Here is a 24,669-nt window from a genome sequence, read left to right on the forward strand (position 1 = left end):
CCAGTGCGATCAACTCCCAGGAACCCGCGCCTGCCAAGCGTCCTCGTCCTTCGACCGCCGCTCGACCCCCGCCGGAAGCTTGCCCTTGGCAAGGTCCGTCAGCGTGGTGTGTTCGAGCACGTCCCGAAGGCTCGCCCGCGCCGCGATCCACACCCGCTGCAGCACGACGGCCCGCTCGTTGTAGTCGACGCTCTCCGGCCGGACCCCCGAGATGCTCACGATCGGCCCGTCGACGGCACGCATCACGTCGGCCACCGAGACCTCGTTCGGGTCCACCGCCAGCTTCCACCCGCCGGACTGCCCGCGCTGACTCGTCAGCACACCCGCCCGCCGCAGATCGGCAAGGATCCCCTGGAGGAACCCGTGCGGAATGCCCTGCTGCCGGCTGAGCTCCTCCGCCGACACCACCGAGGGATCGTTGGCCACCCAGCGCTGGGTGATCTCGATCAACGCCCGCAACGCATAGTCAGATTTTGCCGAAACCCGCATGGCCCGCAGTCTGCCCCATTCCCGCACCGCCCGCCCATCACCCCGCCGCACCCCCGCTCAGGACAAGCACCGGATCCGCCTCTCGAAGCACGGCTCCCGCCTATCACCGCAAGGATCCTCAACGCGTTCCACCGATCAACCGGAGCCCAGACCTCAAGCCCGCGGATGCGCCTGCTGGTACGCCGCGCGCAACCTCTCGCTCGACACATGCGTGTACACCTGCGTCGTCGCAAGCGACGCATGCCCGAGCAACTCCTGCACACTCCGCAGATCCGCCCCACCCTCGAGCAGATGCGTAGCCGCCGTGTGCCGCAACCCGTGCGGCGACAGATCAGGCGCATCCACAGCCCCGATCCGCGCATGCACAACCCGCCGTACCGTCCGCTGATCGATCCGCCCACCCCGCGCCCCGAGGAACAGCGCGGCCCCACTCCCGTCCCTCACCAGCTGCGCCCGCACGGCAAGCCAGGACTCCAACGCCGCACCCGCCGGTACGCCGTACGGCACCGACCTCTCTTTACGCCCCTTACCAAACACCCGAACGACGCGCCGGCCCCGATCAACTTCATCGAGATCCAGCGAGCACAACTCACCAACCCGGATCCCCGTCGCGTACAGCAGCTCCATGATCGCCAGATCCCGTAGCCCGACAGGACTCCCGTCGTCCGCCGCAACAGCCGCCGCATCCAGCACAGCCCGCGTATCCGCCTGCCCCAGCACGCCCGGAAGCGTCTTGTGCGCCTTCGGACTGGCCAGCAGCGCGCCTGGATCGGTCGCGATCCGCCCGGTCCGCTGGGCCCACGCGGTGAAGACCCGCGCCGCCGTGGCCCGCCGCGCCATCGTGCTGCGCGCCTTGCCCAGACTCTGCTGCTTGGCCAGCCAGGACCGCAGACCGCGGATGTCGAGCGCGTCCAGCTCATCGTGACCAAGCCGATTCAAATGATCGATCAAATCGGTGACGTCACCCATGTACGCTCGGACCGAATGTTCGCTGAGGCCTCTTTCCGCCGTGAGATGCCGTTCGTAGTCAGCCAGTAACACAGCGAATTCCTCCGGTACGGAGGGCTCTTGGCTGACGTCGTCCGGTGCCATGGCTCGACCATGCGTGAGCGGCCCCGGCATCGCAAGCAGCCGCGCGGCAGCGACACGAAGGAGGGTCTGGCCCGTAGTCCCCCGGTCGACTACTGTTCGGCCCGATTGCCCTAGTAGCAACGGAGGCACCCCTGACCATGGCCCCCTCAGCGAACGGACAGACCGTAGGCCGGCGCCTGCCGGTCGAGTCGGCGTTCACTCGAGTCGAGGAGGCTCGGCACCGACTCCCACGTCTGTTCGGCCGACGCGACCTTGTCGTGCTCGGCCTCGGTGTGATGATCGGTTCCGGCATCTTCAGCCTGAGTGGCAAGCAGGCCGCGAACGTGTCCGGCCCTGCCGTGATCCTGTCGTTCGTGGTCGCGGCGCTCGTCTGCCTGCTGGCAGCCGCGTGCTACGCCGAGCTCTCGTCGACGATTCCCGTGTCCGGCAGCGCGTACACCTTCAGCTACGTCACCTTCGGTGAGATGTGGGCGTGGCTGGTCGGCTGGGCGCTCGTGCTCGAGCTCGTCACCGCCGCCGCGATCGTCGCCCGGGTCTGGTCCGCGTACTTCCTGGCCACCCTGAACGGCTTCGGCGTCGTCCTGCCCGACGGGCTGGCCCAGTTCTTCGGCCCCGAGGCGAAGGTGAACCTCGTCGCGCCGCTGCTGATCCTGCTGCTGACCGCGATGATCGTCACCGGCACCAAGCTGTCGTCCCGCGTGCTGACCGTCGTCGTGGCGGCCAAGGTCGCGGTGATCCTGCTGGTCGTGGTGGTCGGCGCGACGCACATCAAGATGGAGAACTACAAGCCCTTCGTCCCGATGGAGCGTCCGGCCCCCGCCACCGCGAACCCGACGTTGCTGGGCTGGATGCTGGACTCGTCGTTCGGCTCGTTCGGCCTGATGGGCATCTTCACCGCGGCCAGCGCGATCGTGTTCGCGTTCATCGGTTTCGACCTGATCGCGACCGCGTCCGAGGACGCCCGCAACCCGCGCAAGACAGTCCCGCAGGGCATGCTGCTCGGCGTCGTGGTCGTCACTGTTCTGTACGTCGCGATGGCGGTCGTCCTGGTCGGCCTGCGCCCGTACGGGCAGCTCGGCGGTGGCGCACCGGTCTCGGAGGCGCTGGAGGCGGTCGGAGTCGGCTGGGCCGCGGACGTGGTCAATCTCGGGGCTCTGTTGGCGATGTCGACCGTGATCATGGTGGTACTGATCGCGCAGAGCCGCGTGCTGTTCAACATGGGCCGTGACGGGCTGCTGCCGAAGAGCCTGGGCCGGGTCAGCCGGGTTTACTCCTCGCCCGCTCGCGCGGCGACGGCGGCCGGCGTCGCCGCACTGCTCCTCACGCTCTACCCGAAGGTGGTCGAGCTCGAGGAGCTGCTGGTCATCGGAGCCCTGTTCTGCTTCGCGTTCTGCGCCGTCGGAGTCCTCCGCCTGCGTCGTACCGAGCCGAACCTGGAACGCGGCTTCCGCGTCCCGCTGGTCCCGTTGATCCCGCTGCTGTCGCTGGCCGCGACCCTGTGGCTGATGCTGAACCTCAAGACCGGCACCTGGACCAAGTTCGGCATCTGGATGCTGATCGGCCTGGCCATCTACGGCCTCTACGGCCGCTGGCACAGCCGCCTGGCCAACGAGGAGAGCTGGGACTTCGAGGTCGGCGACACCGACCCGGGCACCGGCGGCCTGCAGGTCATTCGCCACGAGCCCACCGAGCTCCGCGTCGACCGCACGCCACCGAAGTCCAACCGCGGCAAACACATGCGCAACTGACCCACCGCACCACCAACGCCGGCCGGCCCTCGGGCCCGGCCGGCGTTTTCGTTGTCCACAGCCATTCGTTGTCCACAGCTGCGAACTCGCCCTCGAATCCGCGTCCGATCCCGGCATCTTCTAGGTCGGAGGTGGTCATCGATGCGGACCAAAGATGCAGTCGGGCAGTACGGCGAACAGCTCGCCGCGGAACATCTCAGCCAGCAGGGCTTCGCGATCCTCGCGCGCAACTGGCGCTGCGAGCAGGGCGAGATCGACATCGTCGCCCGCGACGGCCGGGCCCTGGTCGTCTGCGAGGTGAAGACCAGACGCGGCCTCGGGTACGGCAGTCCCCTGGAGTCGGTCACCTATCGCAAACTCAGCACCCTGCGCCGCCTGGTCGGCCGCTGGCTGCAGGAACACGAGCTCCACCCACCGGAGATCAGGATCGACGTGATCGCCGTCCTGGTCCCGCCCGGCGGCGCCAGACCCACCATCGAGCACTTGAGGGGCGTGGGCTGATGTCCCTCGCCCAGGCCTGGTCCGTCGCCCTCGTCGGCCTGGAAGGCCATCTCGTCGAGGTCGAGGCCGACATCGCCCAAGGCCTGCCCAAGACCACGCTGATCGGGCTTCCCGACACCTCGTTGTCCGAGGCAAGGGACCGCGTCCGCGCGGCCGTCGTCAACAGCGGCGAGCGGTTCCCCGACCGCAAGGTCACCATCGGCCTGTCCCCCGCGACCCTGCCCAAGACCGGTTCGCACTACGACGTCACGATCGCGTGCGCCCTGCTCGCGGCCAGCGGCGTCCTCCCGATCGGCGAGCTGCGGCACTGCGCCATCATCGGAGAGCTCGGCCTCGACGGCCGCATCCGCGAAGTCCGCGGCGCTCTCGCGATGACGCTCGCCGCCGCCCGCGCCGGTTTCACCCGCATCATCGTGCCGGAGCTCAACGCAAACGAGGCGCGCCTCGTCCCCGACATCAGCGTGTACGGCGTGCGCTCGCTGCGACAGGTGCTCGCGATGATCCGCGGCGAGGAGATCCCCGACGAGGAGCCACCCCGCGCCGAGCCACGCCTGATGTCGGAGTCCCTCACCAGGGTCCCCGAGGTCGACCTGGACGACGTCCTCGGCCAGCGCGAAGGCCGCCGCGCCATCGAAGCCGCCGCCGCGGGCGGCCATCACCTGTACCTCTACGGCCCACCCGGTTCCGGCAAGACCATGCTCGCCGAGCGCCTCGCCGGGCTGATGCCCGACCTGGGGACCGACGAATCCCTGGAGGTCTCCGCCGTCCACTCACTGGCCGGTCTCCTCACCAACGACGCAGAGCTCGTCACCCGCCCACCGTTCATCGCCCCACACCACACCGCGTCCCTGGTCAGCCTGGTCGGCGGAGGCTCCGGAGTCCCTCGCCCCGGCGCGATCAGTTGCGCGCACCGAGGCATCCTGTTCATCGACGAAGCACCGGAGATGCACCCACTGACCCTCGACACCCTGCGCCAGCCGCTCGAGTCCGGTTTCGTCGAGGTCCACCGCGCGGCCGCCGTCGCCAAGTTCCCGGCCCGGTTCCTCCTGGTCCTGGCTGCGAATCCCTGTCCCTGTGGACAATCCGGCACGCCGACCGGCATCTGCAACTGCACACCCCAGATCCTCAACCGGTACCGCCAACGCATCAGCGGCCCGATCAAGGACCGGATGGACATCCAGCGCCAGATCCTCCCCGCCGCCCGAGGCATCGGCGCCGGTGACCTGCCCGAGTCCACCGCCGATGTCGCCGCCCGCGTCCGCGCTGCCCGCGATCGGCAGGCCCGCCGGTATCGCGACACGCCCTGGCAACTCAACAGCGAGGTCCCCGGCCCGGTGCTGCGCCGTGAGTTCCCGCTCGACGCCACCAGCCAATCCATCCTCGAAGCCCACTACGCCGAAGGCCGCCTCACCGCCCGAGGCCTCGACCGGGTAGTCCGCCTCGCCTGGACCCTCACCGACCTGGCAGCCGAACCGACCCCGACCCCCGCCCTCACCCACGAAGCCTTCCAACTCCGCACGGGCGCAGCCCTGACACCCCTCGAAGACATCCGCCCCCTCAGAGAGCCCCTCCCCACATGACCGACAACCCCACCCAGCAGTCCAGCACCTTCACCCACCCAAGCCACCCGAACCTCGGTCCCCCGAGCCATCCGGACCTTGCCCCTTCGAACCATCCAGAGCTTGGTCCCCCGGGCAATCCGGAGCTTGGCGCTCCGAGCCCTCCGGAGCTTGGCGACCCGGACCTCGGCCCTCCGAGCCGTCCAGAGCTTGGCCGTCCGGAGGATCCGGAGCTTGGTCCCCGGAGCGAGCCGGGGCGTCCTCTCCCCTCCGTCCGACCTGCCCCGCCCGCCCGCGACCTGGTAGTTGCCTCCAGCAACGCCCCCTCCACAGCCCTCGACCGTCCGGTTCCTTCCGACGAGGACCGGATGGCGAGAGCGGCGTTGTCCCGAGTCATCGAGCCAGGCGACCCCGCCACCCTGAAGACCTTCGCCGACCTCGAACCGGTGGAGATCTGGGAACTCCTCCGCACGAAGGCGCCAGGCCTGGAACGCTGGTCCTCCCGCCTCTCCCGAGTCTCCGCCGAAGATGATCTCGCCCGCGCCCACAAGGCCGGCGCCCGCTTCGTCATCCCCGGCGACGACGAATGGCCCGACCAGATCGAGGTACTCACCGAGGCGGGCCAGCAAGCCCGCCGCGGTGGCACGCCGTACGGCCTCTGGGTCAGAGGCACACCCAACCTCCGCGACCTGCTCAAGTCCTCAGTCGCCATGGTCGGCGCCCGCGCGTGCTCGTCGTACGGCGAGAACGCCGCCGCCGAACTCGCCGCCGGTCTGGGCGATCGCGGCACGACCATCGTCTCCGGCGGCGCGTACGGCATCGACGCCGCCGCCCACCGCGGCGCCCTGACCAGCACCGGCACCACCATCGCCGTGCTCGCCTGCGGCGTCGACATCCCCTACCCCAAGAGCAACGGGACTCTCTTCGACCGCATCGTCGGCGAAGGCTTGCTCGTCAGCGAGCTCCCACCCGGCTGCTCCCCCACCAAGCTCCGCTTCCTCGCCCGCAACCGCCTCATCGCCGCAGCCACCCAAGGCACCGTCGTCGTAGAAGCCGCCATCCGCAGCGGAGCCCTCAACACCGCCAACTGGTCCGAACAGTGCGGCCGCCCAGTCCTCGCGGTCCCCGGCCCCATCACGTCTCGAATGTCCGAAGGCACCCACCTCCTCATCCGAGAACGCAACGCCACCCTGGCCAGCTCAGTAGCCGACATCCTCGAAGCCATCTCGCCCCTGGGCCAGCACCTCACCCCGTACCCACACACCCCCGCCACCCCAGAAGACGCCCTCGACCACGACCTCCGCCGCACCCTCGACGCCGTCCCAGTCCTCCGCCCCTCCACGTCCACAAAGATCGCCAGCGTCGCCGGCCTCGACCACGACACCGTCCAGGAATGCCTGGAAACCCTCAGCCAAGCCAACCTCATCACCTACGAGGACTCCGGCTGGCGCCTCTCCCGCACCCAAAGACGCTCCCCCTGACGGCAGGATGAACCTCATGCGCACCCTCCGACCAGCCACCGAGGACGAGATGGTCGCGACCTTCCTCGCCGCCGAACTGACCTCACCCCGCTTCAGGCCGGCCCTTACCAAGACCCTGACCACCCACGGCTACCTAGAGGCCCTCCTCACCACCCCAGACCTCACCAACCCCCAGCAAAACAAGCAGTGCCGACAACTGCTCGGCGACTACCGCGGCTACCGCCAGAACCGAGAGCTCTTCGCCGACTTCCCCGACAACCTCAGCTGGCAGTTGGTCACCCTCACCCCAGCGGAACTCCTCAACGTTCTCTACATCGACTACAGCTACTGGACCGCCCTCACCAACGGCGCCCGCCGCCCCACCGACGCCGTCGATTTCATCCGCCAAGGAGGCCTGGTCTTCGACCACATGCCCACCAACAACTTCCTGGACCTCGCCGCCCAATTCCGCAACGGCGCCACCTGGCCACCCATCATCTGCGTCCGAGCCGACACCAGCTCTCACCTGGTAGTCCTAGAAGGCCACGCCCGCCTAACCGCCATGGCCCTAGCCGCCGACCACCTCCCCAAAGAAACCCCAGTCCTCCTCAGCACTTCCCCCACAATCGCCACTTGGCCCTGCTACTAGCCACCGCGCCCACGACGCAAACGAGGAGGACGCCGCGTCTGCCATTGGGCCGGCAGCGGGTTCACGCCAGCTACCGCCACCCCACCCACCACACCCACCACACGGCCACGGCCACCGCTATCGCCACCCCACCCACCACACGGCCACGGCCACGGCTACCGCTACCGCACCCATCACACGGCCACCGGCACCGGCACCGGCGAGTGGTTCGGCTGTTACCGCCGAAAGACCCGGTCGATTGAGCACCGAGGCTTGTGCAGGCGCTGGCTCTGTCGACAAATTCCCAGCCGCGTATCCCAGGCGTTGGGGCCCGGGACTTCTTCGGGCGATTGTTACCTTGAGGGTATGGAACGGGTGGAGACGCGGGAGCTCGAGTACTTCGTTGCGGTGGCTGAGGAGTTGCACTTCGGGCGGGCTGCTGAGCGGCTTGGGATTGCGCAGCCGCCGTTGTCTCGGGCGATCGGGCGTCTTGAGCGACGGATGGGTGTGCAGCTGTTCGAGCGGACGAGTCGGCGGGTTGGCCTCACCCTGGCTGGGGCGACCTTTCTTGCGCAGAGCCGTAAAGCACTGAAGGCGATTGATACGGCGGTGGTGAGTGCGCAACGCACCGGGCGTCCGCATCGGCTTGTCGTTGCCACCCGGCCGGGCGTTGGGCCCGGGCTCCTCGCGGGTGCCCTTCGTGCCTATCGGCGTCAGCCTGGAGCTGCCGAGGTCGAAGTCATCTTCAGCAGCGACCCGCTGGAGCAGGTCCACGCCGGTGCGGCCGATGTCGCGCTGATGTGCGGACGAGGGGATCTCCGCGGATACACCCACACGGAGATCGCCGAGGAGCGGACGGTAGTTCTCCTGCCCACAGACCATCCTCTGGCCACCCGCACCACCGTCACCCTCGACGACATCACAAGCGATCCAACCTTCCGCCCCGCCTGCAACCCCACGGACACCCTGGACCAGCTCGTCGAAGAGGTCTCCATCGGCGAACGCATCGTCACCGTAGGCGCCAGCGCCACCACCCGAACCGGCCCAACGGTCACCGCCGTACCAGTCCTCGACGCCCCCACGACCCGTCTGGTCCTCGCCTGGCACCCCGAGGCCCACCCACCAACCCGCACCAACTTCACCCGAACCACCCGGTCCACAGCCACCAACCACCCCGGCCTCACACCCGCCACAAGCCAGCCGTTCTCTCCAACCTCCGCCCCCCACGCCCTCTCTCCCACCCCAGCCACGCCCCACGCCCTCTCCCCCGCCACAGCACCCGCCCTCTCCCCAGCCGAAGCGACAACACCCGCCGACTCCCCCGTCCCCGCGATTCCCCACTTCCAGCAGCCAGCCTGATCGGCAGGACCGGCCCCGCGTCCAGCAACCAGCCTGACGGACAGATCCGCCCCAACCTCACCCAAGCCCGCCGTTACCTCAGCCGCCGGGGCCTCCAAAAGCAACGGAGGGCGCGGGCCGGAGCGAGGACGACCTCGTGTGGTCGCCAGCGTCGAGCGAGAACGCGATCCCGGCCCGCTTGGCCAGGGCGTCGGCAACTCGCCTGGACCCGCGACACGCGGAACCCACCGCTGGGCATGACCTCCAGGTGGGAACTGGCTACCGATGCCGAGCGGGGCTGACGCTGCGAATGTGCCTCTGGGCGGGGATCGCTGTGCGACGGAACAACGATGCCTCTGGAGCCGGCGAACGCGCTCGCCGACTGCGTCCGCTCTGGAACCTCGCGCCCTCCAGCCGCGTGCTCGGATGGAGATCTTCGCGTCCTCGCCCTTGGCAATAGCCGCGCCGGGAGGTGTCGGCGCGGCCATTGCCGTGCGGTGCAACGGCAACGCAGCCGGTCTAAGCGAACGCCCTGGCCAGCTGAGTCAGACGACGGCCGTGCCACGTGAAGCCGAGGTGCTCGGGAGCGCCCGACGGCGGCCGCCATGGGTTGGGGCGGCAGTACCTCGAGGTCGGCGAACGGCCGAAGAGCTGGCGTCTGCAGACAGCCACGTCGAGGTTGGCAAGCCGGGGTCGGCGGCGGAGGCTGACCCCGACGGGCAGGTGCTAGTGACTGAATGGGCCGAAACGGCGACGAGCGGGCACCGCGCCGGTGCCGCGCGAGGCCGACGTGGGGCCGACGTGGGCTGATACGGCGATGCCTCCAGGATCGGCGAACGCGCTAGGAGTGGAGGCTGTGGACGGCGGTGTCGAGGGTGGCGAGCCGAGGTCGGCGACGGAGGGCTGGTCTTGGCAGGCTGGTGCGAGTGGCTGAGGGGCGAGACGGCCACCGGCTACCCGGTGGCGGGCGGTGGGATCGATGGCTGTGTGGGTGGTGGTTGATGGTGGCGGGGTCGGTTCCGGCGGCCTGGGTGCGGTCGGTGGGTTGTCGGCTGCAGTCAGGGCGATGGCAAGAGGCGAGCCGACGGCGAAGGTCTGCAGGTTGAGGTTGAGGACGTCGGGCGACGCTGCGGCTTGCGGGGTGGACGCCAGAGCGGGGGGCGCGGCTGCGGTTGGCGCCGCAGCCGTGGCGGGGTGTCGGCCGCCGCGGCTGACGCCGGCGTTGTGGGGCTTTGGGTCGGCTGGAGCTACGGGTTGAGGCCGGCGGTGGTGCCGCCGTCGGTGGTTAGTTCTGTGCCGGTGGTGTAGGTGCTTTGGGGGGAGGCCAGGTAGAGGATGGCGGCGGCTTGTTCTTCGGGGTGGGACATTCGGGCGAGGGGGATGGTGGCTACGTGGTTGGCTTTCCAGGCTTGGCGGGTGGGTTCGTCGTGGAGGCCGGCGGCGATCAGGGAGGCGTCGACGGCGGGGGTGTCGGTGCTGCCGGGGGCCATGGCGTTGACGCGGATGTTGCGGGGGCCGAGTTCCTTGGACCAGGTGCGGGCGAAGGAGCGGACGGCGGCCTTGGAGGCGGAGTAGACGCCTAGGCCTTCCTGGTTGGTGGTGTGGGCCATCGACGTGACGAGGACGATCGAGGCGCCGTCGTTGAGGAGGGGTAGGGACTTCTGGACGGTGTTAAGGGTGGCTTTGACGTTGGTGTCGAAGATGCGGTCGTAGTGGGCCTCGGTGACGTCTTCCAGGCGGACGAAGTCGCCGACGCCGACGTTCGCGACCAGTACGTCGATGCGGTGGCCGTCGGCCTGGATGCGGGCGTAGAGGCGGTCGAGGTCGGCGGGGTTGGCGACATCACCTTGGACGGCGATGGCACCGGAATCGAGGGCGGCTTCCTCGAGCTCGCTTGCGCGACGGCCGGTGATGTAGACCGTGGCGCCTTCCTCGGTGAACCGCTGGGCCGTGGCGAGGCCGATGCCCGCGCTGCCGCCGGTGATGACCGCGACCTTGTCCTGAAGTTGTCTCATGCAACAAACTCCACCAGCCCCCGAGGCGCGGAACAATGACGGTCCGGGTACGGCAGCGATACCTCAGCGGTATCGATCGACGAAGGTGGGCAGATGGGCGACGAGGTGCTGGCCGGTGGACGGAACAATCCTGCGGTGGTTCGCCGCGGGGAGACGGTACGGCGGCAGGTCGGCGCGGAGTCGCCGCTGGTACATGCCTACCTGCGGCATCTCGAGACTGTGGGATTCGAAGGGGCACCGCGGGTGCTCGGGGTGGAGGACGGGGTCGAGGTCCTCAGCTACGTGGCAGGTGTCGTGGCGGCGGATCCTGAGTGGGCGCCCGGCAAGGGGAATCCGCTGACGGCGGAGATGCGGTCGGAGGCGGCGCTCGTGGAGGTTGCCACGTTGCTGCGGCGGTTGCACGCGGCCAGCGAGGGATTCGTGCCGCCCGGGATCGCGCTGAAGGATGGCGAGATCATGTCGCACGGGGATCTCGGGCCGTGGAACACCGTGTACCGCGACGGGCGGCCGGTGGCGTTCATCGACTGGGATGCCTGCCGGCCGACGACGCCGTTGCTGGATGTCGCGGGGGCTGCTTGGGCATTCGTGCCGTTGGAGTCCAATCGGCAGTTGATCGAGGCCGGGTTCGAGGAGGTGCCGGATCTGGGCGCGCGGCTGCGGGTGTTCGCTGATGCGTGCGGGCTCGAGGATCGGAGCGGGCTGGTGCCGGCGTTGGTGCAGTTCAAGCTGCGGGAGGCCGGGCGGGTCGAAGGATGGGGTCTGGGGCCGCAGGACTCCGCGGTGTCGCTCGAGTTCTACGCGGCGGAGCTGCGGTGGTTGGAGACGCGGAAAGAGCAGCTCGAGCGGGCGCTGAACTGACGGGCTGTGCTGCGTACTGCGCGGGCGCCCTGGCCAACGCGCTGACGGCGTACGTGGCGAACCCGAGGGCACCGCGCGCTGCACGCCGTACGGGCTGGAAGAAGGCGTGCTGACGCCCTGAGCGGGCGTCTCCTGGGAGACGCCCGCTCAGGGTGAGGTCAGCGGCCGAAGTCGGAGTCCTTGGGAACTTCCAGGTCGGACTTGGCCAGTTCTTCGATGTTCACGTCGCGGAAGGTGACGACCTTGGCGTTCTTCACGAAGCGGGCCGAACGGTAGACGTCCCACACCCAGGCGTCGGCCATCGTCACTTCGAAGTAGACGTCGCCGCCTTCGGTGCGGACCTTGAGGTCCACGGCGTTGCACAGGTAGAAGCGCCGTTCGGTCTCCACGACGTACTTGAAGATCCCGACGACGTCCTTGTACTCCCGATAGAGCTGTAGCTCCATATCGGTCTCGTACTTCTCGAGGTCGTCAGCGCTCACGCCTTCACCTCGCTGGCGCTCGGTTGCGGCGCGAGCGCTAGGGCGGCTCTGCTGTTTGTTCGCTCGCTACGCTCGCTCATCGGCTCTCCACTCCGGTGGGACTGGTCACATTCTGTCCCATATCGGGCCGCAGACTGCGGCGGACATTCTCGAATCGGCGTCGATGTTGTGGACACGGGCCGTATTTGTCCAGTGCCGCCTGGTGCTCGGGCGTGCAGTACCCCTTGTGGACCGCGAAATCGTACTCCGGGTACACCGAGTCCCAGTGCTGCATGATCCGGTCGCGGGTGACCTTCGCGATCACTGACGCGGCAGCGATGCAGGCGGCGACCCGATCGCCCTTCCAAATCGCCAGGCCCGGTACGCCGAGGCCGTCGACGCCGAAGCCGTCGGTCAGCACGTACGACGGCCGCACGTCGAGGCGGAACAGCGCCCGGCGCAGCGCCTGGACGTTCGCGACGTGCATGCCGAGGCGGTCGCACTCGTCGGCCTCGATCGAGACGACCGACCAGGCCAGCGCGCGGGCACGGATCTGGTCGTAGCAGCGGTCACGCGCCTTGGCGGTGAGCAGCTTGGAGTCGGCGAGCTCCGGGATCTGGCCGCGCTTGCCGTCGGGCAGGATCACTGCCGCGGCAACCAGCGGGCCCGCGCACGGTCCCCGCCCGGCCTCGTCGACGCCGGCGATCGGGTCGAGGCCGACGCGCCGGAGCGCGCGCTCGTAGCCGTACAGGCCCGCGTCGCGGCGAATGGTGCTGCCGCGCGGGAGAGCGCTCATCCGAGTCTCCCGACACGGCACAGGCGAACACCACCACGGAAGGAAGTACGACGCATCGAGCTGACCGCCAGGCCGTGCGTGGAGGCATCGAGGGCCGGTACTTGGGCCAGCCAGCCAACCGCCGCCGGGTGGGCGGGGGCGTGGGTGCCCGCCGTCCGGTGGGCGGCGCCGGACGCGTGGCTACCCGCCAGCCGGTCGGCACCGGCGGCGCCGGGCGCGTGGGTGCCCGCCAGCCGGTCGGCACCGGCGGTGCTGGACGGGTGGGTGCCCGCCAACGGACGGGCTCCGGGCGCGGGGGCGTAGGTGCCCGCCGGCCGGTGGGCGGCGCCGGACGCGTGGCTGCTCGCCAGCGGGTCGCCGTCGGCGGCGCCGGGCGCGCGGGTGTCCGCCGGTCGACAGGTGGGGGCGTGAGGAAGCGGGGAGCGCCGTACGGCGGTGGGCGGGTGTGCGGTGAGGGGCACGGGGGCTCCGCTTACTTGGGGGGTGGTGTCAGGGAGATCGACGGCTTGGCCGGGGGTGGGCCGGCGGCGGCTGGGATCGACTTGAAGGTGTCGGGGACGCCGAGCTTGGAGAAGTTGCTGGCGGGCCAGACGACCAGGATCGCGCGGCCGGTGACCTTGTCCAGGGGGACGAAGGCGGCGTCGCCGGGGTTGCCTCCGTCGGGGCCGGTGTCGCTGAGGTGCACGCGGGAGTCGCCGGACTCCGAGCGGTGGTCGCCCATCACGAAGATCTTGCCCGCGGGAACGGTGACCTGGAACTCCATCGCCGACGGTGCGTCACCCGGGTACAGGTACTGGGACTCCTCGAGCGGCTTGCCGTTCACCATCAGCCGGCCCTTCTCGTCGCAGCAGGCGACCTTGTCGCCCGGCATGCCGATCAGGCGCTTGATCAGGTGACCGTGGCTGGAGTCCGGCAGCAGACCGACGACCTCGAAGAACCGGCCGATCGAGCCGCGCTTCTGGCCGCTCTCCTCGGTGCCCAGCCAGCCGCCCGGATCCTCGAACACGACGACGTCACCGCGCTCGACGTCCGTCAGTTTCTCGACCACCACCCGGTCACCGACCAGCAGGGTGTTCTGCATCGACTCGCTCGGGATGATGAACATCTGCCCGACGAACGCCCGCAGGATCGACGAGACGATCAGCGCTCCGACCACGATCAGCACGAACTCGCGGGCCGCGGCGGCCAGCCCCGAGCGGTGGGTGGGTTTGTCGGGCGTCGCCTCGGTCGATGTATCGGTCACTTCTTCAGCCCCGGCTTCTTGAAGGTTTCCGGAGGACGCAGCATCGTCATCCGGTCAGACGGCCAGATTACGCAACAGGCCCGGCCAACCACGTTCTCCACCGGCACGAACCCACCACCGGGACCGCCCATGTGGGCGCGGGAGTCGGCCGACTCGGCGCGGTTGTCCCCCATCACCCACAGGTGACCTGGCGGTACGACGACGTCGAAGGGCTGCAGCGACGGCTTGGCGTCCTTCAGCAGGTACTCCTGCTCGTCGAGCGGGATCTTGTTGACCATGATCCGGCCAGACCGGTCGCAGCAGAACACGCGGTCGCCGGGCAGCCCGATCACCCGCTTGACCAGGTGACCCTCACCGCTGCGCGGCAGGATGCCGACGAACTCGCCGACCCGGCGCAGCGGACCGGGGGTCGCCTGCTCCTCGTTCAGCCAGTTCGCGGGGTCCTTGAAGACGATGATGTCGCCCCGGTCGACGTCACGGTGCAGGTAGCTGACCTTCTCGGCCAGGATGCGGTCGTTCGTCGTGAGCGTGTCGTACATCGACTCCGAGGGCACGTAGAACGCCTCGGCGACAAAAAGCCGTAGAACGACCGTGATGACCAGGGCGAGCACCGTCACCGTGGTCATCTCGATCAGCAGGCTCAGCAGCGGGTTGCGCTGCTTGAGCCTGCGATGTCGTCCTTTGCTGCGACGTGCCCTCTTGGCTACCGGGCGAGCGCGAGTCGCAGTGCTCGGCGCCATACCTGACCGTCGTCGCTAGGACTCAGGCGTCCCGCTTCTCCTTGATCTTCGCGGCCTTGCCGCGCAGCTCACGCAGGTAGTACAGCTTGGCGCGACGCACGTCACCGCGGGTGACGACCTCGACCTTGTCGACGATCGGGGTGTGCATCGGGAAGGTGCGCTCGACGCCGACGCCGAAGCTGACCTTGCGGACCGTGAAGGTCTCCTGCAGGCCACCACCCTGGCGACGGATCACGACGCCCTTGAACACCTGGACGCGGGAGCGGCTTCCTTCGACGACCTTGACGTGCACGTTGACCGTGTCGCCGGGGCGGAAGGAGGGGATGTCGTCACGCTTGCTCGCGTTGTCGAGCTCGTTCAGGACGTTGGTCATCAGGTGTTCGCTTTCTCGCGCGTGCCACAGGTCACCCACGAAATAGGTGGTGAGAAGCTGAAGGATGTCGCTGTGCGATGGTCACCCCCTGTGGCAGGAGCATCGCACTGGCAACAGCGACCAAGTTTGCCACACGGCTCGGTCGCAACGAAATCAGCGCCGCCTTCTCCGCTTGGCGAGCAGCACGAACTCGATCTTCGCGGTGTGCGGCTCCCGGCGGATCTCCCGGTAGCCGGCCTTGCGGTAGAGGTGAACGTTTCGCTCGCTCTCCGTACCCGTGAACAGCTCGTACGCCGTCACTTCCGGTGGCGCGGTCTGCTCGGCCACCTTCAGCAGCCTGGTCCCGACGCCACGCCCCTGCCAGTCCGGCGCGACCATCAGCCGCCCGACACGGCCGACCGAGCCGTCCACGGCCAGGTGGACCGACCCGACGATCCGCGTACCGGCCACGGCCTTCCAGACCTGCCCCTGACGGATCCGCTCGGCCACACCCTCCACCGGCTCCAGCAGCGGCGGGATGGTGAAGTCGTCGTACGCCAGCGCCTCGGACAGGTACGCGGCCCGCTGCAGCGTGAGCAGCTCCCCTGCGTCAGTCTCGGCAGCAGGCAGTACGTCGACCAGCGCCGCCGCGTCGTCCTTGCCGGCGACCACACCGCCCCAGGCGGCCAGCAGGTCCGGGCGGCGTTCGGCAGTACGCCGTACGGCCTGGTCGTGACGCCACTGGGCGATCAGGGCGTGATTCCCGGACAGGAGGACATCCGGTACGTCGTGGCCGCGCCAGGCGGTCGGCTTGGTGTACACCGGATACTCAAGCAGGCCGTCGCCCGAGTGGGACTCCTCGGCCAGGGACTCCGGGTTGCCGATCACGCCGGGCAGCAGCCGGGCCACTGCCTCGACCATGACCAGTACGGCGACCTCACCGCCGTTCAGCACGTAGTCGCCGATCGAGACCTCGTCGACGCGCATCCGCTCGCCGGCGTACTCGGCGACACGCGCGTCGATCCCCTCGTACCGGCCGCAGGCGAAGGCCAGCCACGGCTCGGCCGCCAGCTCGTAGGCCAGCTCCTGACTGAACGGGCGGCCCGCAGGGGTCGGCACGATCAGCCGGGGCTGCGCCGGGCCGTCGGCAGGCGCGACAGTGTCCAGCGCCTCGCCCCAGGGCTCCGGCTTCATCACCATGCCGGCGCCACCACCGGACGGGGTGTCGTCGACAGTGCGGTGGCGGTCGTGGGTCCAGTCGCGCAGGTCGTGCACCCGGACGTCCAGCAGGCCGCTCTTCGCCGCCTTGCCGACCAGACTGAGGTCCAGCGCGGCCAGGTACTCCGGGAAGATCGAGAAGACGTCCAGCCTCATCAGCTGGCGCCAGGCTCGTTCGGAACCTCTTCGGCGCCCTCCGGGTCCAGCAGGCCGGGACGGTCGGCCACCAGCACGTAGCCCTTGTCCAGGCTGATCTCCGGGACCAGCTCCTCGACCAGCGGCACCAGTACGGCATTGCCGCCCGGCCGGCGGATCTCCAGCAGGTCCTGCGAGGGCAGGTGGACCACGTCGATCACCTCACCGGCCTCATCGCCGTCAGTGGTGCGGACGGCCAGGCCGATCAGCTCGCGGTCGTAGAACTCCTCCGGGTCCTCCGGGCGCTCTTCCTCGCCGATCTCGGCCTGCAGGGCCAGGTTGCGCAGGTTCTCGGCGGCGGTCCGGTCCGGGGCCTCGACGAACTTCACCAGCAGGCGGCCGGAGTGCCAGCGACTGGACTCGACGGTCAGGGCCCGGGCCGGCTTGTTCTCCGTCATCAGGACGGCGCCGTCGGCGAACCGGCGGTCCGGCTCGTCGGTCCGGACGATCATCCCGACCTCACCCTTGATCCCGTGTGCCCGGCCGATCCGGCCGACGGTCACCAACACCCGTGTGTCCCTCTCTGCTCTCACCGGCCCGAGGCGGACCGGCGTACTTCCGAAGATAAAGGCGAAGGGCCGCACCCGTGGGGTGCGGCCCTCCAGAGACTGCTACCGAGTCAGCGGCGCGGGCGCCGGTTCTGCTCGTCGACGAAGTCGATCCGGACCGACTGCTCGGAGCTGAGCGCCCCGACCACCGTGCGGATCGCGGTCGCCGTCCGGCCGTTGCGGCCGATCACCTTGCCGATGTCGTCGGGGTGCACGTGCACCTCGAGCGTGCGTCCGCGGCGCAGGTTGCGCGACCGGACGCTGACGTCGTCAGGGTTGTCGACGATGCCACGGACCAGGTGCTCCAGCGCCTCGGTCTCCATGACGCTCAGGCCTTGGCGTCGTCGGCCGGCGCGGCCTCGGCGGCCGGGGCCTCGGGCTCGGCGGCCTTCGGCTCCTCGGTCTTGGCCTCAGCCTTGGCCTCGGTCTTCGCCTCGTCCTTGACGGCGTCGTCCTTCTTGTCGGCCTTCTTCGCCGCGGCCTTCTTGGTGACGGCCTCGGTCTTCAGCGTGCCGTGGGCCTCGGCCAGCGCCTCGTTGAAGATCTCCAGCTTGTCGCGCTTGGGCTCCTTGACGCGCAGCGGCGCCGGGGCCTCGAGACCCTTGAACTTCTGCCAGTCACCGCTGGCCCGGAAGATCGCCTGCACGGCCTCGGTCGGCTGCGCGCCGACGCTCATCCAGTACTGCGCCCGGTCGGACTCGACGTGGATGAAGGACGGCTCGGCCTTCGGGTTGTACTTGCCGATCTCCTCGATGGCGCGGCCGTCACGCTTGGCGCGGGCGTCCATCACGACGATGCGGTAGTGCGGCGCACGCTTCTTGCCGATGCGCTTCAAACGGATCTTGACTGCCACGTTTGTGTGGTCTCCCTCGGGAAATACAGGTGGGTGAGCTGCACGCCGTCGTGGGGACAACGGATGACCACTCGAATGGGCCGGCCGGGGCGTGGAGTTAGAGGGCTGCACAACATCCGGACGGACTCAGACTGACATTCTGCCAGATCAGGCGCGCGCAACCCAATCCGGGCTGTACGACGTACTCAGGCGCGGAACGCCGCCAGGTCGGGCAGGTGGTCGACGTACCCGTCGAGCAGCTTCTCGGCGGTGTTGACCGAGTCGATCAGCGGGTGCCAGGCGAAGGCGCGCAGGGCGGTCGCGCGGGAGCCCGACGCCGCGGCCTCGATCGTCGAGCGCTCGACGGCCTTGACCGAGCTGACCAGGCCGGCCTGGTGGTCGGTGAGCTGGGAGACGGTCAGCGGGCGGGCGCCGTTGGCGTCGACCGTGCACGGAATCTCCACGACCGCGTCCTCGTCCAGGTGCTCGAGCGTGCCGCGGTTGCGGACGTTGAGGATCAGCGAGGCGCGCTCGTTGTGGGCGATCGCGCGCATCAGCGACAGCGCGACCTGCTCGTAGCCGCCGGCCGACATGTCGCGTTCGTCGCGTTCGCCGGCGTCGGCGACCTCGCGGCTCTCCACCATGTACGTCGACTCGCGCTCGGCGCGGGTCTTCTGCCACAGCTCGAGCGCGTCGCCCGGGTGGCGGGCGGTCTCGGCGTAGAAGTCCGACTGCTGCTCGAGCAGGAACTTGCCGCGGGTCTTCTCCACCGACTGAACGGCGGCGAGGGTCTCGCGCGCGAAGTAGTAGTAGTGCAGGTACTCGTTCGGGATCGAGCCGAGCGAGCGCAGCCACTCGACGCCGAACAGGCGACCCTCCTCGAAGGCACCCAGCGCCTGAGGATCGGCCAGGAGTCTCGGCAGTTGGTCGACCCCGTCGTACTGGAGACCGCGGAGCCAGCCGAGGTGGTTCAGGCCGGCGTAGTCGTAGAAGGCCTGCGAGGCGTCGAGCCCGAGTGCGAGGGCGGCGCGGCGGCCGAGGCCGGAGGGCGAGTCGCAGATGCCGATCACGCGGTCGCCGAGGTACGGGAGCATCGACTCGGTGACCATGCCGGCCGGGTTGGTGAAGTTGATGACCCAGGCGTCCGGAGCCAGTACGGCGATCCGCTGCGCGATGGCAGTTGCTACGGGCAACGTCCGCAAGCCGTAGGCGATCCCGCCGGCGCCGACGGTCTCCTGACCGAGTACGCCGAGGTCGAGGGCGACCCGCTCGTCGATGGTGCGACCTTCGAGACCACCCACGCGGATGGCGGAGAAGACGAAGTCCGCACCGCGAATCGCTTCGTCGAGATCAGTAGTTGGACTCACTACAGGAGCATCAGAAAAAGAAACTGCTTGTTGCTTCAGGACCGCGGTGATGGCGTTCAGGCGGTTGCGGTCGGTGTCGTACAGGGTGACCGCCGTGATGCGGCCTTCGCCCTGGTCGCCGAGCAACGCCTGGTAGACGAGGGGGACGCGGAAGCCGCCGCCGCCGAGGATGGTGAGTTTCACGCCAGTACCACCTGTACTCCTGCTTCGGTCAGTTGGGCCCGGGTCTTCTCGTCCGCCCCGGGATCGGTCACCACGACGGCCAGCTCGGTCGGGTCGCAGACCTTGGCGACGCCGTGGCCGGGGAACTTGGTGCCATCGGCCAGCAGCACCACCCGGTCGGCCGCCTGGATCATCGCGCGCTTGACCGGGACCTCGATCATCGTGCTGTCCATCACGCGGCCGTCCGGGCGCACACCGCTGGTCCCGAGGAACAACGTGTCGACGTGGATCTGCCGCAGGCTCTCCTCGGTCAGGTACCCGACCAGGGAGCGGTAGCTGCGGCGGAGGAACCCACCGAGCACGATCAGCTCGATCTGCTCGTCGTTCTGCAGCTCCTCCAGTACGGCGAGGTTGCTGGTGACAACAGTCAGGGAACGGCCGTGCAACTGCTGCGCGAGCCGCAATGCCGTCGTACCGATGTCCAGCAGCACGGACTCGCCGTCGGAGATCAGCTCGGCGGCCGCGCGGGCGATCCGGTTCTTCTCGTCGGCGTGCACCGCGCTCACCTCGGCGAACGGCTCGTCGCCGCCGTCGACGGCCAGCGCCCCGCCGTACACCCTGGTCAGCCGGCCCTGCTCGTGCAGCTGCTCGAGATCGCGGCGAATTGTCGCCTCGCTGACCCCCAGCTGCACGGCCAGCACTTTGACGCCCCCGGCCCCGTCGGCCCGGAGCGCGCGCACGATCTGGTCCTGACGCTGCTTCGGCAACACGGAGAGACCGTATCACGCAAACTCCGTCACATTCACGCATAGATCTGCACGGGTATTGCGCGGTTTGCTCGAAAGCAGCACACTGTCTGCACGAGTTTGAGCGACCGTGCAGGAGTGTGCCGAACATGAGCGAGCTGGATGTAGTGGTGTCCGGCCTGGTCTTCCACGACCTCGTGCTCGGCCTGCCCGGTCCGCCCCGCCCGGGCACCGAGGTCTGGGCGACCGACTCGGCCGAAAGCCCCGGCGGGATCGCGAACTTCGCGGTCGCGCTGGCCCGCCTCGGACTCCGCACCGGCCTGGCCGCGGCCTTCGGCGCCGACGATCTCGGCGACCGCCTCCGCGACCGGCTCACCAACCACGAGGGCGTCGACCTGACGCTCTCCCGCAGGCTCGACGGCTGGCAGACCCCCCTCACGGTGGCCCTTGCCTACGACAACGACCGGGCACTGGTCACCCGGGGTACCCCTCCCCCGCTGTCGGCCGACGAGTTGATCACCACGCCGCCGGCCGCCCGCGCGGTCGCCGCCCACATCGGTCCCTGGCCGAACGAGTGGCTGGCCACGTCGAAGGCGGCCGGCAGCGTGGTGTTCGCCGACGTCGGCTGGGACCCGTCGGAGCGCTGGGACCCCGCGGTCCTGGACCAGCTCCAGCACTGCGACGTGTTCCTGCCCAACGCCGGCGAGGCGATGAACTACACCCGGACCGACACCCCCGACCAGGCGCTCACCAAGCTCGCCGAGAAGGTCCCGCTGGTGGTCGTGTCCAACGGGGACCAGGGCGCGCTCGCACTCGACGCCGGGACCGGCGAGCGGTTCGCCGTACCGGCCCTTCAGGTTCCGGCGGTGGACACCACCGGGGCGGGTGACGTGTTCGCCGCCGGATTCATCGCGGCCACGCTCTGGGGACTCCCCCTGGCCGAGCGGGTCCGGTTCGGCGCGCTGACCGCCGCCGTCTCCGTGACCCGGTACGGCGGTGCGGACGCGGCCCCGACCTGGGCCGATCTCGCCGCCTGGCACCAGCACCACCCAGAAGACCGATCCCTTGCCGCGCTCCTGGAAACCCACGCAACCCACCAGGGCGCACCCATCGGAAGCGCGACGTCGCGCGACCAGTCAGGAAGGTAGAACCATGGAGCTCTCCCGTCGCACGCTGCTCGCTGGGAGCTTCGCCGCGGTCGTCGCCGCGGCCACCGGCTGCTCGTCGAGCATGGACGCCGGCTCGGGCAAGAAGAACGCGACCGGCAACCTGGCACTGTGGTGCTGGGGAGGCGGCCTCGGCAAGTCCGTGCTGGACGACACCATCGCGCACTTCCCCGACCAGCACATCAAGTACTCCGAGATCGGCGGCGACTTCAAGCAGAAGCTGGTCACCACGATCAACGGCGGCACCGCGATCCCCGACATCACCGGGATCAAGGGCGAGGACATCGCCTCGCTGCTGCCGCAGGCCGAGCGGTTCGTCGACCTGAAGTCGCTCGGCGCGGACTCCGTGCTCGGCGAGTACGTCGAGTGGAAGGTCAAGCAGGCCACCACGCTGGACGGCAAGGTGATCGGCCTGCCGATCGACATCGGCCCGACCGCGCTGTTCTACCGCGAGGACGTCTTCGCCAAGGCCGGGCTGCCGAGCGACCCCGCCAAGGTGGCCGAGCAGCTGAAGACCTGGGAGGACCTGCTGGCCGCCGGGCTGGAGCTGCGCAAGGCCAACCCGAAGGCGCCGATCGTCGCCGACGCGACCGACATGTACGGCACGATCGTCAACCAGGGCACCGAGCGCTACATCGACAAGGACAACAAGTTCATCGGCGACCAGGACCACATCCGCCGGGCCTGGGACCTGTCGGTGAAGGCGATCACCACCAAGGTCGAGGGCCGTACGCCGGGCGGTACGCCGGACTGGAACGCCGGTCTCGACCAAGGCACCGTGCCGACCGTGGTCGGTGCCGCCTGGGTGGCGCTCGACATCAAGGCGGCCAGCAAGACCAGCGTCGGCAAGTGGCGGGTCGCGCCCACCCCGAGCGGCCCGGCGAACTTCGGCGGCTCGTTCCTGGCGATCACCAAGAACGCCGCGGACCCGGCGGCCGCCTTCGAGGTGGTCAAGTACCTGCTCAGCCCGGACAACCAGGCCAAGGCGTTCGCCGACGCGCAGATCTTCCCGGCCACGCCGGCGGCGTACGAGAAGCCGCAGCTCAAGGCGGCCGACCCGTTCTTCGGCGGTCAGGCACCGATCGACGTGCTCGGCCCGGCGGCGGCCAACGTCCCGATCGCGTACGAGGCACCGCTCGACTCCGCGCTCGCCGCTGCCTACACGGCCGCGCTGAAGTCGGTGCAGGCCGGCAGCAAGTCGTCGGAGGCGGCCTGGCAGCAGGCGGTCTCGCAGGCGAAGCAGATCGGCAAGCGTCAGGGCGTGCAGTGACGCTGACGGCGACCGCCCCGTCCCGCTCCGCCGGTACGGCGGAACCGGGGCGGCGGCGCAAGAGCATCTGGTCGTACTGGCGGTACTACCTCGCCCTGTCGCCGTTCTACATCCTGTTCGCGGTGTTCGGGCTGTACCCGCTGGCCTCCAGGATCCTGCTGGCGTTCCAGAAGTGGGACGGCCTCGGGCCGCGGCAGTTCGTCGGGCTGCAGAACTTCAGCTTCCTGCTCGAGGACAGCACGTTCTGGCTGTCGTTGTGGAACACGCTGGTGCTGTTCGTGATGTCGACCGTGCCGACACTGGCGATCGCGCTGACGCTGGCGGTGATGCTGAACTCGGCGATCCGCTTCAAGGGCATCTACCGGATCGCGTACTTCATCCCGAACATCACCTCGCTGGTGGCCGCGGCGATCTTCTTCGCGGCGATCTTCAGCACCAACTTCGGCCTGATCAACTCCGGGCTGCGCGCGCTCGGGCTGCCCACCGAGGACTGGCTCGGGCAGCCGTGGGGCATCAAGATCGCGGTCTCGGCGATGATCGTGTGGCAGTGGACCGGCTACAACACGATCATCTACCTGGCCGGGCTGCAGGCGATCCCGACCGAGCAGTACGAGGCGGCGAAGGTGGACGGCGCCGGCCCGCTGCGGACGTTCTTCTCGATCACGCTGCCGCAACTGCGGCCGGTGGTGCTGTTCACCGTGATCATGTCGACGATCGGTGGGCTGCAGACGTTCACCGAGCCGCAGGTCATGGTCGGTGAGACCGGTGGCGCCGACCAGAGCGGCCTGACCACCGTTCTGTACTTCTACAACACCGCCTTCCGGGCCAACGACTACGGCTACGCCGGGGCGATCGCGATCAGCATCTTCCTGCTGGTGCTGCTGTTCACGGCGATCAACTGGCGGCTGCTGCGCGGAAGGAGCTCCGAATGAACCGGGGTCGCGGGATCATGTTGCACGTCGCGCTGGCGGTGGCGGGACTGCTCTGCCTGTTCCCGTTCTTCTGGACGCTGGTGATGGCGACCAACACCACCGCCGACATCTACCGCTACCCGCCGAAGTTCACCTTCGGGTCGCAGTTCGACGACAACGTCCGGCACGTGCTGGACAACGTCGCGTTCTTCTCCTCGATGGCCAACACGGCCGTCGTCGCGATCAGTACGACGGTGCTGGTGCTGTTCTTCGACTCGCTGGCCGCGTTCACCTTCGCCAAGTTCCGGTTCCCCGGACGGCAGGCGCTGTTCGTGATCCTGCTGGCGACGATGCTGCTGCCGGCGCAGCTGTCCGTCGTACCGCAGTTCCAGACGATGATCGCGTTCGGCTGGGTCGGGTCGCTGAAGGCGCTGGTGATCCCGGCTGCCGCGAACGCGTTCGGCATCTTCTGGCTGCGGCAGTACTTCCAGAACTCGATCCACGACGAACTGATCGAGGCGGCGACGCTGGACGGCTGCGGCTTCTTCGGCGTCTACCGCCACGTCGCGCTGCCGTCGGCCCGCCCGGCGCTGGCGTTCCTCGGCATCTTCACCTTCGTCGGCTCGTGGAACGACTACTTCTGGCCGCTGATCGTGCTCACCAACCCCGACCACCTCACCCTCCAGGTGGCGCTGTCGTCGCTCAACCGCTCCCACGGCGTCGACTACAGCATGGTGATGACCGGCGCGCTGCTCGCGATGATCCCGCTGATCATCGTGTTCGTCGTCTTCGCCCGCCAGTTCATCAAGGGCGCCACCGAAGGCGCGATCCGCGGTTAGCCCGTACGGCGACCGCGGCCGTCCCGAGCCGCGGTCGCCGTCACTTGTAGCCTCTGGCAACCATTCGGTCCACCCCACCGAACACCGTCGGGGAGGCCTGAAGAGCCGCGCCGGGCGGTAGGGTGCGGGAACTGG

Annotated in this window: 26 protein-coding genes; 11 read left to right on the top strand and 15 right to left on the bottom strand. The window is 69.1% G+C overall.

Translation table 11 applies throughout. From position 1 onward, the window contains the following. Nucleotides 1-9: 9 nt before the first annotated feature. Together ACYVIO_RS40155 and ACYVIO_RS40160 are read right to left on the bottom strand one after the other, a co-directional pair. A complete protein-coding gene (locus ACYVIO_RS40155; RefSeq protein WP_460656262.1) occupies nt 10-489 on the bottom strand; it encodes an RrF2 family transcriptional regulator in 480 nt (159 codons plus the stop codon). Nucleotides 490-642: 153 nt separating this feature from the next. Next, nucleotides 643-1,581, bottom strand: a complete 939-nt coding sequence (locus ACYVIO_RS40160; protein ID WP_460656263.1) for a tyrosine recombinase XerC — start codon at nt 1,579-1,581, stop codon at nt 643-645. A 137-nt stretch (nt 1,582-1,718) separates the two neighbouring features. On the opposite strand from ACYVIO_RS40160, the gene ACYVIO_RS40165 reads away from it, so the two are divergent. The 6 genes from ACYVIO_RS40165 to ACYVIO_RS40190 all read left to right on the top strand — a co-directional run bounded on the left by ACYVIO_RS40165 (nt 1,719) and on the right by ACYVIO_RS40190 (nt 8,836). After that, on the top strand, nt 1,719-3,329 hold the full coding sequence (locus tag ACYVIO_RS40165) for an APC family permease (RefSeq protein WP_460656264.1): 1,611 nt from the start codon (nt 1,719-1,721) through the stop codon (nt 3,327-3,329). Nucleotides 3,330-3,470: 141 nt separating this feature from the next. Further along, a complete protein-coding gene (locus ACYVIO_RS40170) occupies nt 3,471-3,830 on the top strand; it encodes a YraN family protein (RefSeq protein WP_460656265.1) in 360 nt (119 codons plus the stop codon). Further along, nucleotides 3,830-5,410 (top strand): YifB family Mg chelatase-like AAA ATPase, encoded by a 1,581-nt coding sequence (locus tag ACYVIO_RS40175; RefSeq protein WP_460656266.1) that lies wholly within the window; start codon nt 3,830-3,832, stop codon nt 5,408-5,410. Before ACYVIO_RS40170 ends, ACYVIO_RS40175 begins: the two co-directional genes overlap by 1 nt. Nucleotides 5,411-5,757: 347 nt before the next feature. Next, nucleotides 5,758-6,870, top strand: a complete 1,113-nt coding sequence (gene dprA / locus ACYVIO_RS40180) for a DNA-processing protein DprA (RefSeq protein WP_460656267.1) — start codon at nt 5,758-5,760, stop codon at nt 6,868-6,870. 16 nt (nt 6,871-6,886) lie between these two features. Further along, complete coding sequence (locus tag ACYVIO_RS40185; RefSeq protein WP_460656268.1) at nt 6,887-7,498, top strand: hypothetical protein; 612 nt, start codon at nt 6,887-6,889, stop codon at nt 7,496-7,498. 345 nt (nt 7,499-7,843) lie between these two features. Next, entirely contained in the window at nt 7,844-8,836 is a 993-nt protein-coding gene (locus tag ACYVIO_RS40190) for a LysR family transcriptional regulator (RefSeq protein ID WP_460656269.1), read from the top strand. Nucleotides 8,837-10,062: 1,226 nt separating this feature from the next. On the opposite strand, the gene ACYVIO_RS40195 is transcribed toward ACYVIO_RS40190, so the two are convergent. Beyond that, the gene (locus ACYVIO_RS40195; protein WP_460656270.1) at nt 10,063-10,830 is read right to left on the bottom strand and encodes an SDR family NAD(P)-dependent oxidoreductase; all 768 of its coding nucleotides are present in this window, start codon (nt 10,828-10,830) and stop codon (nt 10,063-10,065) included. A 93-nt stretch (nt 10,831-10,923) separates the two neighbouring features. On the opposite strand from ACYVIO_RS40195, the gene ACYVIO_RS40200 reads away from it, so the two are divergent. Next, a complete protein-coding gene (locus tag ACYVIO_RS40200) occupies nt 10,924-11,688 on the top strand; it encodes a phosphotransferase (RefSeq protein WP_460656271.1) in 765 nt (254 codons plus the stop codon). Between the two features lie 158 nt (nt 11,689-11,846). Here the strand turns inward: ACYVIO_RS40200 and ACYVIO_RS40205 are convergent, their stop codons facing one another. The 12 genes from ACYVIO_RS40205 to ACYVIO_RS40260 all read right to left on the bottom strand — a co-directional run bounded on the left by ACYVIO_RS40205 (nt 11,847) and on the right by ACYVIO_RS40260 (nt 20,372). Continuing rightward, nucleotides 11,847-12,170 carry a DUF2469 domain-containing protein gene (locus ACYVIO_RS40205; protein ID WP_012922325.1) on the bottom strand — a complete coding sequence of 108 codons (324 nt, stop codon included), beginning with the start codon at nt 12,168-12,170 and terminating at the stop codon, nt 11,847-11,849. A gap of 76 nt (nt 12,171-12,246) precedes the next feature. Then, nucleotides 12,247-12,945 (bottom strand): ribonuclease HII, encoded by a 699-nt coding sequence (locus ACYVIO_RS40210; protein ID WP_344183748.1) that lies wholly within the window; start codon nt 12,943-12,945, stop codon nt 12,247-12,249. Continuing rightward, entirely contained in the window at nt 12,942-13,406 is a 465-nt protein-coding gene (locus ACYVIO_RS40215; RefSeq protein WP_460656272.1) for a hypothetical protein, read from the bottom strand. The genes ACYVIO_RS40210 and ACYVIO_RS40215 overlap by 4 nt, the downstream gene beginning before the upstream one ends. Before the next feature lie 11 nt (nt 13,407-13,417). Continuing rightward, nucleotides 13,418-14,188 (bottom strand): signal peptidase I, encoded by a 771-nt coding sequence (lepB, locus tag ACYVIO_RS40220; RefSeq protein ID WP_460656273.1) that lies wholly within the window; start codon nt 14,186-14,188, stop codon nt 13,418-13,420. Next, a complete protein-coding gene (gene lepB, locus ACYVIO_RS40225) occupies nt 14,185-14,814 on the bottom strand; it encodes a signal peptidase I (RefSeq protein ID WP_460656274.1) in 630 nt (209 codons plus the stop codon). The genes lepB (ACYVIO_RS40220) and lepB (ACYVIO_RS40225) overlap by 4 nt, the downstream gene beginning before the upstream one ends. Nucleotides 14,815-14,950: 136 nt before the next feature. Beyond that, complete coding sequence (gene rplS, locus ACYVIO_RS40230) at nt 14,951-15,301, bottom strand: 50S ribosomal protein L19 (protein ID WP_460656275.1); 351 nt, start codon at nt 15,299-15,301, stop codon at nt 14,951-14,953. A 153-nt stretch (nt 15,302-15,454) separates the two neighbouring features. After that, entirely contained in the window at nt 15,455-16,654 is a 1,200-nt protein-coding gene (gene trmD, locus ACYVIO_RS40235) for a tRNA (guanosine(37)-N1)-methyltransferase TrmD (protein WP_460656276.1), read from the bottom strand. Next, nucleotides 16,654-17,202, bottom strand: coding sequence for a ribosome maturation factor RimM (gene rimM, locus ACYVIO_RS40240; protein ID WP_460656277.1), 549 nt, complete (start codon nt 17,200-17,202; stop codon nt 16,654-16,656). Before rimM ends, trmD begins: the two co-directional genes overlap by 1 nt. A gap of 110 nt (nt 17,203-17,312) precedes the next feature. Beyond that, nucleotides 17,313-17,564: an RNA-binding protein gene (locus ACYVIO_RS40245; RefSeq protein WP_344183870.1), complete on the bottom strand. Its 252-nt coding sequence runs from the start codon at nt 17,562-17,564 to the stop codon at nt 17,313-17,315. Nucleotides 17,565-17,569: 5 nt separating this feature from the next. Beyond that, nucleotides 17,570-18,094, bottom strand: a complete 525-nt coding sequence (gene rpsP / locus ACYVIO_RS40250; protein WP_460656278.1) for a 30S ribosomal protein S16 — start codon at nt 18,092-18,094, stop codon at nt 17,570-17,572. A gap of 185 nt (nt 18,095-18,279) precedes the next feature. Further along, nucleotides 18,280-19,623: a 6-phospho-beta-glucosidase gene (locus ACYVIO_RS40255; RefSeq protein ID WP_460656279.1), complete on the bottom strand. Its 1,344-nt coding sequence runs from the start codon at nt 19,621-19,623 to the stop codon at nt 18,280-18,282. Then, a complete protein-coding gene (locus ACYVIO_RS40260; RefSeq protein ID WP_460656280.1) occupies nt 19,620-20,372 on the bottom strand; it encodes a DeoR/GlpR family DNA-binding transcription regulator in 753 nt (250 codons plus the stop codon). The genes ACYVIO_RS40255 and ACYVIO_RS40260 overlap by 4 nt, the downstream gene beginning before the upstream one ends. 125 nt (nt 20,373-20,497) lie before the next feature. Here ACYVIO_RS40260 and ACYVIO_RS40265 point away from each other — a divergent pair, with 125 nt between their 5' ends. Genes ACYVIO_RS40265 through ACYVIO_RS40280 form a run of 4 tightly spaced genes read left to right on the top strand, consistent with a single transcriptional unit; the run spans nt 20,498 to nt 24,534 of the window. Beyond that, entirely contained in the window at nt 20,498-21,496 is a 999-nt protein-coding gene (locus tag ACYVIO_RS40265) for a carbohydrate kinase family protein (protein WP_460656281.1), read from the top strand. A 4-nt stretch (nt 21,497-21,500) separates the two neighbouring features. Next, nucleotides 21,501-22,784, top strand: coding sequence for an ABC transporter substrate-binding protein (locus ACYVIO_RS40270; RefSeq protein ID WP_460656282.1), 1,284 nt, complete (start codon nt 21,501-21,503; stop codon nt 22,782-22,784). Further along, on the top strand, nt 22,781-23,716 hold the full coding sequence (locus ACYVIO_RS40275) for a carbohydrate ABC transporter permease (RefSeq protein ID WP_460656283.1): 936 nt from the start codon (nt 22,781-22,783) through the stop codon (nt 23,714-23,716). The genes ACYVIO_RS40270 and ACYVIO_RS40275 overlap by 4 nt, the downstream gene beginning before the upstream one ends. After that, nucleotides 23,713-24,534 carry a carbohydrate ABC transporter permease gene (locus tag ACYVIO_RS40280; RefSeq protein WP_460656284.1) on the top strand — a complete coding sequence of 274 codons (822 nt, stop codon included), beginning with the start codon at nt 23,713-23,715 and terminating at the stop codon, nt 24,532-24,534. Before ACYVIO_RS40275 ends, ACYVIO_RS40280 begins: the two co-directional genes overlap by 4 nt. Nucleotides 24,535-24,669 lie beyond the last annotated feature (135 nt).

The sequence above is a fragment of the Kribbella endophytica genome (genome assembly GCF_054781295.1).

Bases quoted from the DNA above. Each gene is read 5' to 3' on its own strand.
- ACYVIO_RS40155 (WP_460656262.1), bottom strand. From the start codon at position 489: ATGCGGGTTTCGGCAAAATCTGACTATGCGTTGCGGGCGTTGATCGAG.
- trmD (WP_460656276.1), bottom strand. From the start codon at position 16,654: ATGAGGCTGGACGTCTTCTCGATCTTCCCGGAGTACCTGGCCGCGCTG.
- ACYVIO_RS40175 (WP_460656266.1), top strand. From the start codon at position 3,830: ATGTCCCTCGCCCAGGCCTGGTCCGTCGCCCTCGTCGGCCTGGAAGGC.
- ACYVIO_RS40170 (WP_460656265.1), top strand. From the start codon at position 3,471: ATGCGGACCAAAGATGCAGTCGGGCAGTACGGCGAACAGCTCGCCGCG.
- ACYVIO_RS40190 (WP_460656269.1), top strand. From the start codon at position 7,844: ATGGAACGGGTGGAGACGCGGGAGCTCGAGTACTTCGTTGCGGTGGCT.
- ACYVIO_RS40160 (WP_460656263.1), bottom strand. From the start codon at position 1,581: ATGGCACCGGACGACGTCAGCCAAGAGCCCTCCGTACCGGAGGAATTC.
- ACYVIO_RS40280 (WP_460656284.1), top strand. From the start codon at position 23,713: ATGAACCGGGGTCGCGGGATCATGTTGCACGTCGCGCTGGCGGTGGCG.
- ACYVIO_RS40185 (WP_460656268.1), top strand. From the start codon at position 6,887: ATGCGCACCCTCCGACCAGCCACCGAGGACGAGATGGTCGCGACCTTC.
- ACYVIO_RS40200 (WP_460656271.1), top strand. From the start codon at position 10,924: ATGGGCGACGAGGTGCTGGCCGGTGGACGGAACAATCCTGCGGTGGTT.
- dprA (WP_460656267.1), top strand. From the start codon at position 5,758: ATGGCGAGAGCGGCGTTGTCCCGAGTCATCGAGCCAGGCGACCCCGCC.
- ACYVIO_RS40265 (WP_460656281.1), top strand. From the start codon at position 20,498: ATGAGCGAGCTGGATGTAGTGGTGTCCGGCCTGGTCTTCCACGACCTC.
- ACYVIO_RS40245 (WP_344183870.1), bottom strand. From the start codon at position 17,564: ATGGAGACCGAGGCGCTGGAGCACCTGGTCCGTGGCATCGTCGACAAC.
- lepB (WP_460656274.1), bottom strand. From the start codon at position 14,814: ATGACCACGGTGACGGTGCTCGCCCTGGTCATCACGGTCGTTCTACGG.
- ACYVIO_RS40210 (WP_344183748.1), bottom strand. From the start codon at position 12,945: ATGAGCGCTCTCCCGCGCGGCAGCACCATTCGCCGCGACGCGGGCCTG.
- ACYVIO_RS40270 (WP_460656282.1), top strand. From the start codon at position 21,501: ATGGAGCTCTCCCGTCGCACGCTGCTCGCTGGGAGCTTCGCCGCGGTC.
- rplS (WP_460656275.1), bottom strand. From the start codon at position 15,301: ATGACCAACGTCCTGAACGAGCTCGACAACGCGAGCAAGCGTGACGAC.
- ACYVIO_RS40165 (WP_460656264.1), top strand. From the start codon at position 1,719: ATGGCCCCCTCAGCGAACGGACAGACCGTAGGCCGGCGCCTGCCGGTC.
- ACYVIO_RS40195 (WP_460656270.1), bottom strand. From the start codon at position 10,830: ATGAGACAACTTCAGGACAAGGTCGCGGTCATCACCGGCGGCAGCGCG.